Genomic DNA, 6,836 nt, shown 5'->3' on the forward strand with positions numbered 1-6,836 from the left:
GGCAAGCTGGTCAAGACCGTGGACACCACCGTCGAGGCCCGTAACCGCTACAGCCTGAGCAACGAGGACGTGACCGAGCTGGCCCGCTACGCGCTGGTCATCGAGCAGCACTATGGCCGCCCGATGGACATCGAATGGGGCAAGGACGGCACCGACGGCAAGCTCTACATCCTCCAGGCTCGCCCCGAAACGGTCAAGAGCCAGATGCAAGGCAAGGTCGAGCAGCGCTACAAGCTCAAGAGCACCGGCACCATCCTGGCTGAAGGTCGTGCCATCGGCCAAAAGATCGGCACCGGCCCCGTGCGCATCGTGCACAACATCTCCGAGATGGACACCGTCAAGCCTGGCGACGTGCTGGTCACCGACATGACCGACCCCAACTGGGAGCCCGTGATGAAGCGCGCTTCGGCCATCGTCACAAACCGTGGCGGCCGTACCTGCCACGCTGCCATCATTGCCCGTGAACTCGGCATCCCTGCCGTCGTGGGTTGCGGCAACGCCACCGAGCGCCTGACTGACGGCACCCTGGTGACCGTGGCCTGCTCCGAAGGCGATACCGGCTACATCTACGAAGGCCTGCTGGAAACCGAAATCACCGAAGTGACCCGCGGCGAGATGCCCCACATCGGCCTGAAAATCATGATGAACGTGGGCAACCCGCAACTGGCCTTTGACTTCTGCCAGATGCCCAACAACGGCGTGGGCCTGGCTCGCCTCGAGTTCATCATCAACAACAACATCGGCGTCCACCCCAAGGCCATCCTGGACTATCCGAACATCGACAGCGACCTGAAGAAGGCGGTCGAGTCCGTGGCCCGTGGTCACGCCTCGCCCCGCGCCTTCTATGTCGACAAGCTGGCTGAAGGCATTGCGACGATCGCTGCGGCCTTCTGGCCCAAGCCCGTCATCGTGCGCCTGTCGGACTTCAAGTCCAACGAGTACAAGAAGCTGATCGGTGGTTCGCGCTACGAGCCCGAGGAAGAAAACCCCATGCTGGGCTTCCGCGGCGCCTCGCGTTACATCAGCGCCGAGTTCGGCGAAGCCTTCGCCATGGAATGCGAGGCGCTCAAGCGCGTGCGCAACGACATGGGCCTGACCAACGTCGAGATCATGGTGCCCTTCGTGCGCACCTTGAAGCAGGCCGAGCGCGTCACCAACATGCTGGCTGACCACGGGCTGGTGCGCGCCTCCAAGGGCGGCACCGACGGCCTGCGCGTCATCATGATGTGCGAAGTGCCTTCCAACGCCATCCTGGCCGAGCAGTTCCTGGAGTTCTTCGACGGCATGTCGATTGGCTCCAACGACCTGACCCAGCTCACCCTGGGTCTGGACCGCGACTCCGGCCTGGAGTTGCTGGCCCACGACTTCGACGAGCGCGACCCTGCCGTCAAGGCCATGATCTCGCGTGCCATCGCTGCCTGCCGTGCACACGGCAAGTACATCGGCATCTGCGGCCAGGGCCCTTCGGACCACCCCGATTTCGCCGAATGGCTGGCCGATGAAGGCATCGTGTCGATGTCTCTGAACCCGGACACGGTTGTTGAAACCTGGCAGCGCCTGGCAGCGAAATAAGATTTTCGGACAAATTGACTGGATTTCAAACAGAAGTCCAGCTTTTCCGACTGAGCGCCACCTACGGGTGGCGTTTTCCTTGCTACAATCGCAGGCTTTCCATCAGTTGCTCATTTCTTGAGCAGCCCTTGCCGTTTACGGGTTTGACGCTTCGTAGCGGCTTCCATCAACTGGAATCCACAAGGAGTATCCATGCGTCACTATGAAATCGTCGTGCTGATCCACCCGGATCAAAGCGAACAAGTTCCCGCCATGCTGGAACGCTACAAGGCTCTGATCGCCTCGACCGGCGGCCAGGTTCACCGTCTTGAAGACTGGGGCCGTCGTCAGCTGGCTTACCAGATCAACAAGCTGGCCAAGGCTCACTACCTGTGCCTGAACATCGAAACCAGCAAGGAAACCCTGGCTGAGCTCGAAACCGGCTTCAAGTTCAACGACGCCGTGCTGCGTCACCTCACCGTGCTGAAGGACAAGGCTGAGACCACTCCTTCCGTGATGATGAAGCAAGTTGAGCGTGAAGAGGCCCGCAAGGCCCAGCAAGAGCAAGCCGCTGCCTGATTGATGCCGCAAGGCGTCGACAGACAACGCGTCCGCAAGTAGTTTTTTGCGAGCCCCACGTTCATGAACCGTGTGCTGATAACAGCCCAGATCATTGAGCGAAAGGCTTTGAGATACACACCCGCCGGCCTGCCCGCACTCGATGTCGTGCTTGAGCACGAATCCGAAGTGACCGAGGCCCAGCTTCCCCGCAAGGTGAAGGTGGAAATAAGAGCCGTGGCGATGGGTCCGATTGCACAGCAATTGAACCTGCAGCCAGTTGGCGTGCCCCTGGGCATTGCCGGCTTCCTGGGTGCTCCGCGAAACGGACGTGGCGTGCTGCTCCACATCACCGAACTCAACGACATCGTTTAAACACATCCATTCGGATACTGAGAGGTCATCATGGCTGCTCCCCGCTCCAAGAACGGCAAGTTCTCCAAAGACCGCAAGGGTAAGCGCAACACGCAATCCCTGCTGTTCCGTCGCAAGCGCTTCTGCCGCTTCACCGTCGCCAACGTCGAACAAATCGACTACAAGGACGTTGACACCCTGCGCGACTTCATCGCTGAAAACGGCAAGATCATCCCCGCACGCCTGACCGGCACCCGCGCGATCTACCAACGTCAGCTGACCACCGCCATCAAGCGCGCGCGCTTCCTGGCTCTGCTGCCTTACAGCGACCAACATCGCGTCTAAGGAGTCATCGACATGCAAATCATCCTCCTCGAAAAAGTCGCCAACCTGGGCAACCTGGGTGACGTGGTCCGCGTGAAGGACGGTTACGCTCGTAACTTCCTGATCCCCACTGGCCAGGCTCGTCGCGCCACCGAAAAGGCTGTCGCCGAATTCGAAGCCCGTCGCGCTGAACTGGAAAAGGTCCAGGCTGAAAAGCTGGCCGCCGCTCAAGCCCTGGGCGAGAAGCTCTCCGGCAAGACTGTCTCCATCAGCCAGAAGGCTGGCGTGGACGGCCGTCTGTTCGGTTCGGTCACCAACTTCGACATCGCTGAAGGCCTCAAGGCTGCCGGCTTCGAAGTGGCCAAGCATCAGGTTCGCCTGCCTAACGGTCCTCTGAAGACTGTTGGCGAGCACCCTGTGTCGCTGTCGCTGCACACTGACGTGGTCGTCGAGATCATCGTCGCTGTGGTTGGCGAAACCGCCTAAGTCGGGCTCGCACCGACGGGAGTGGCGTGCTGCTCCCAATCAAAGCCGGCCTCGTGCCGGCTTTGTCATTTCACGAACATGCCTGAACAACGCCCTGCCCGGTTATCCACGCCGATCCCCAGGATGTCCCAAGGCTGTCCACAGACTTGCCCACATACCCACAGCCTTATCCACAGGCATGGCGCGCAGGCAAGCTTATGATTGCAGACCATGGCCGCTGTTCTTCCGACTCCGTTTTCCCCCTCGAAACTCAGTGACGCGATTGGCGCCGATGAAGTCGCCAAACTGCGCGTCCCGCCGCATTCGATCGAAGCCGAACAAAGTGTGCTGGGCGGCCTGCTGCTGGACAACAGCGCCTGGGATCGCGCCTCCGATCTGCTGTCTGACTCGGACTTCTATCGCCACGAGCACCAGCTCATCTTCACGGCGGTCCAGCAACTGATCAACGCGTCCAAGCCGGCTGACGTGATCACGGTCTTCGAGCAGCTTCAGATGTCTGGCAAGGGCACGGAAATCGGCGGGCTGGCCTATCTGAACGCCCTGGCCCAATCGGTGCCCAGCGCGGCCAACATGCGCCGCTACGCCGAGATCGTGCGTGAACGCGCGGTGCTGCGCAAACTCGTCACGGTCAGTGATGAGATCGCCACCAATGCCTTCAGCCCCAACGGCAAGTCGGTGTCCGACATCCTCGACGAAGCCGAAGCCAAGATCATGAAGATCGGCGAGGAAGGCAACAAGAACAAGCAAGGCTTTCACGCCATGGACGGCTTGGTCGTCGACCTGCTGGACCGCGTGACCGAACTGGCCGACAACGGTCTGGATGACGTCACCGGCGTGCGCACCGGCTTCATCGACATGGACAAGATGACGGCAGGCCTGCAAAAGGGCGACCTGATCATTCTGGCCGCGCGCCCCTCGATGGGTAAAACGGCCTTCGCGCTGAACATCGGCGAAAACGTGGCCGTGAACGAAGGCTTGCCTGTGGCCATCTTCTCGATGGAAATGGGCGCCTCTCAGCTCGCGCTGCGTATGGTGGGCTCGATTGGTCGCATCAATCAGCAGAACCTGCGGACTGGGCGACTGTCTGACGACGAATGGAGCCGCCTGAGTGAAACGGTTGAAAAGCTGCGCACAGCCAATGTGTTCATTGATGAGACGCCCGGCCTGTCTCCCAATGAATTGCGCGCCCGCGCACGTCGCCTGGCACGCCAGTTTGGCGGCACGCTGGGCCTGATCATCATCGACTACTTGCAGCTGATGAGCGGCTCCGGCGGCAATGAGGAAAACCGCGCCACCGTGATCGGTGAAATCTCGCGGGGCTTGAAAGCATTGGCCAAAGAACTGCAGTGCCCGGTGATCGCGCTGTCTCAGCTCAACCGCTCGGTGGAAACACGCCCCGACAAGCGCCCCATGATGTCCGACCTTCGCGAATCCGGCGCCATCGAGCAGGATGCGGACGTGATCATGTTCATCTACCGCGACGAGTACTACAACCGCGAATCCAAGCTGCAAGGCCAGGCCGAGATCATCATCGGTAAACAGCGTAACGGCCCTGTGGGCGCCGTGCACCTGGCCTTCTTGAAGTCCAACACGCGCTTCGAAAACCTGGCGCCCGGCACCTACACGGGCGAAGGCGATCAGTACTGATCCGCCCGACCAAGCTCCAGCAGCGCAAGGCAAAGTAAAAAGGCCTGCCGTTTTCGCGGCAGGCCTTTGTCATTCATCTTGCCACTCAAGCAGACAGTGTCAGTCGTCGTTGCCACCCAGCGCCATCAGCAACTGCAGCAGTGACGAGAACACGTTGTAAACGTCCAGATAGATGGCCAGCGTGGCCGTCACGTAGTTGGTTTCACCGCCGTCCAGCACGCGCTTGATGTCGTACAGGATGAAGGCCGAGAAGATCACCACAGCCATGGTTGCGATCGCCAGGTGCAGTGCAGGCAGTTGCAGCCAGATATTGGCCACGGCAGCAACCAGGATGACGATCATGCCCATGAACAACCACTTGCCCATGCTGGACACATCACGCTTCATCGTGCTGGCCATCGTGGCCATGCCCAGGAACACCGCACCGGTGCCGCCAAAGGCCAGCGAGATCAGGCGCACGCCGTTGGACATGCCCAGCGCGTGACCGATCAGGCGAGACAGCATCAGGCCCATGAAGAAGGTGAAACACAGCAGCAGCATCACGCCCACGCCTGAGTTCTTGTACTTCTCGATGCCGAAGAAGAAGCCGAACGACAGGGCCATGAACAGCACAAAGCCCATCATGGGGCTGCCGGCAAAGAAGCTGAAGCCCATGGACACCCCGAGCCAGGCACCCAGCACCGTGGGCACCATCGACAGGGCCAGCAGGGCGTAGGTATTGCGCAGCACCCGCTGACGGTCCACACCCAGGGACGAGCCGCCATAAACGACATCAAGGGGTTTGATAGAACGATCCATGTATCCTCCGAAAACAGAATCGGCGCCGGCCATAGGCTTGGCACCTGTAGCTTGATTGTAGGCCGTTAAAGCCAGATGGGGTCTCTACCTGAATCTTCAAGAAGAACCCCTATTTCACAGCACGACATCAACAGGGCGGGCGACGCCGCAATGACTCGTACAGACACACGGCGGCAGCGGCAGCCACATTGAGCGACTCCTCGCCGCCGGGCTGCGGGATGGCCACCCTCAACTGGCAGCGGGCCATGACCGCCTCGGCCACGCCCTGCCCTTCGTGCCCCATCACCCAGGCACAGGGATCCGGCAGCGGCGCTGACGGCAACATCTGGTCGGTGTGAGAGCTGGTAGCCACCAAAGGCACACCCAGTGCATCCAGATCGTCGGCGCAGGCCTGCTCCACCAGATGCAAGGCGAAATGCGCGCCCATGCCCGCTCTGAGCACCTTGCCCGACCACAGCGCGGCCGTGCCCTTGAGGGCAACCAGTTGCTCAAAACCCATGGCAGACGCACTGCGCAAGATACTGCCGACATTGCCAGCGTCCTGCACGCGGTCCAGCACCACCGTACGCACGCCTTGTCGAATGACTGCCGAGCCCTTGTCATCCAACTCCGGACGGCTCAACAGGAAGCCCAGGCGCGCAGGCGATTCCAGGCTCGTGAACGTCTTCCACAAGGCCTCGGGCACCACCACCACTTTGGCTGCCTGCCTGGCCAGCTCGCTGAGCCTGCCCGCCTGCTCATCAAAAGCTGGTGCCACGCCATGCTCACCCAGCCAGGCGGTATCGGCAATCACGGCCAAGGCAACAGGCACGCCACGCGACAGGCACGCCGAGCACAGGTGATCCCCCTCCAGCCACACCTCCCCCAACTTGCGATAGGCAGAAGGGTCCTGCACGTGTTTGCGCAAGCGCTGAACCAGCGGGTTGTCGCGGGATGTGATCAGTTGTGTTGTCATGAACAAAACGGCCTCTGTGTCAACGCCGCGTCGGACGCGGCTGCACCAGCGAGGGATCTGGCGCCAGACCCAAGACCACTTTCACCGGGCCAAAACTGCGGCGATGCGCGGGCGTCGCGCCATGCAACTTCAAGGCAGCTACGTGGTCTGCGGTGGGATAACC

At 61.0% G+C, this 6,836-nt stretch carries 8 protein-coding genes; 6 read left to right on the forward strand and 2 right to left on the reverse strand.

Translation table 11 applies throughout. The features are described 5' to 3' along the window. The 6 genes from ppsA to dnaB all read left to right on the forward strand — a co-directional run. Positions 1 to 1,572, forward strand: a 1,572-nt coding sequence (gene ppsA, locus EPO09_RS18180) for a phosphoenolpyruvate synthase (protein ID WP_290645267.1), incomplete at its 5' end; no start/stop codon positions are given. Positions 1,573 to 1,764: 192 nt separating this feature from the next. Next, positions 1,765 to 2,130, forward strand: coding sequence for a 30S ribosomal protein S6 (gene rpsF, locus EPO09_RS18185; RefSeq protein WP_290645269.1), 366 nt, complete (start codon positions 1,765 to 1,767; stop codon positions 2,128 to 2,130). A 63-nt stretch (positions 2,131 to 2,193) separates the two neighbouring features. Further along, entirely contained in the window at positions 2,194 to 2,484 is a 291-nt protein-coding gene (priB, locus tag EPO09_RS18190; RefSeq protein WP_290645271.1) for a primosomal replication protein N, read from the forward strand. A 30-nt stretch (positions 2,485 to 2,514) separates the two neighbouring features. Continuing rightward, complete coding sequence (gene rpsR, locus EPO09_RS18195; protein WP_035034561.1) at positions 2,515 to 2,808, forward strand: 30S ribosomal protein S18; 294 nt, start codon at positions 2,515 to 2,517, stop codon at positions 2,806 to 2,808. A gap of 12 nt (positions 2,809 to 2,820) precedes the next feature. Next, positions 2,821 to 3,273, forward strand: coding sequence for a 50S ribosomal protein L9 (gene rplI / locus EPO09_RS18200; RefSeq protein ID WP_290645274.1), 453 nt, complete (start codon positions 2,821 to 2,823; stop codon positions 3,271 to 3,273). A gap of 210 nt (positions 3,274 to 3,483) precedes the next feature. Next, positions 3,484 to 4,920, forward strand: a complete 1,437-nt coding sequence (gene dnaB, locus EPO09_RS18205) for a replicative DNA helicase (RefSeq protein WP_290645276.1) — start codon at positions 3,484 to 3,486, stop codon at positions 4,918 to 4,920. 99 nt (positions 4,921 to 5,019) lie between these two features. Here the strand turns inward: dnaB and EPO09_RS18210 are convergent, their stop codons facing one another. Both EPO09_RS18210 and EPO09_RS18215 read right to left on the reverse strand, forming a co-directional pair. Next, positions 5,020 to 5,718, reverse strand: coding sequence for a Bax inhibitor-1/YccA family protein (locus EPO09_RS18210; RefSeq protein WP_290645278.1), 699 nt, complete (start codon positions 5,716 to 5,718; stop codon positions 5,020 to 5,022). 127 nt (positions 5,719 to 5,845) lie between these two features. After that, complete coding sequence (locus tag EPO09_RS18215) at positions 5,846 to 6,673, reverse strand: RNA methyltransferase (RefSeq protein WP_290645280.1); 828 nt, start codon at positions 6,671 to 6,673, stop codon at positions 5,846 to 5,848. Positions 6,674 to 6,836 lie beyond the last annotated feature (163 nt).

It is taken from the genome of Aquabacterium sp., assembly GCF_004297345.1.
Taxonomy (GTDB): Bacteria; Pseudomonadota; Gammaproteobacteria; order Burkholderiales; family Burkholderiaceae_C; genus Aquabacterium.

Excerpts from the sequence above, each read along its gene's own strand:
- rpsF (WP_290645269.1), top strand. The coding sequence starts at position 1,765 with ATGCGTCACTATGAAATCGTCGTGCTGATCCACCCGGATCAAAGCGAA.
- priB (WP_290645271.1), top strand. The coding sequence starts at position 2,194 with ATGAACCGTGTGCTGATAACAGCCCAGATCATTGAGCGAAAGGCTTTG.
- rpsR (WP_035034561.1), top strand. The coding sequence starts at position 2,515 with ATGGCTGCTCCCCGCTCCAAGAACGGCAAGTTCTCCAAAGACCGCAAG.
- rplI (WP_290645274.1), top strand. The coding sequence starts at position 2,821 with ATGCAAATCATCCTCCTCGAAAAAGTCGCCAACCTGGGCAACCTGGGT.
- dnaB (WP_290645276.1), top strand. The coding sequence starts at position 3,484 with ATGGCCGCTGTTCTTCCGACTCCGTTTTCCCCCTCGAAACTCAGTGAC.
- EPO09_RS18210 (WP_290645278.1), bottom strand. The coding sequence starts at position 5,718 with ATGGATCGTTCTATCAAACCCCTTGATGTCGTTTATGGCGGCTCGTCC.
- EPO09_RS18215 (WP_290645280.1), bottom strand. The coding sequence starts at position 6,673 with ATGACAACACAACTGATCACATCCCGCGACAACCCGCTGGTTCAGCGC.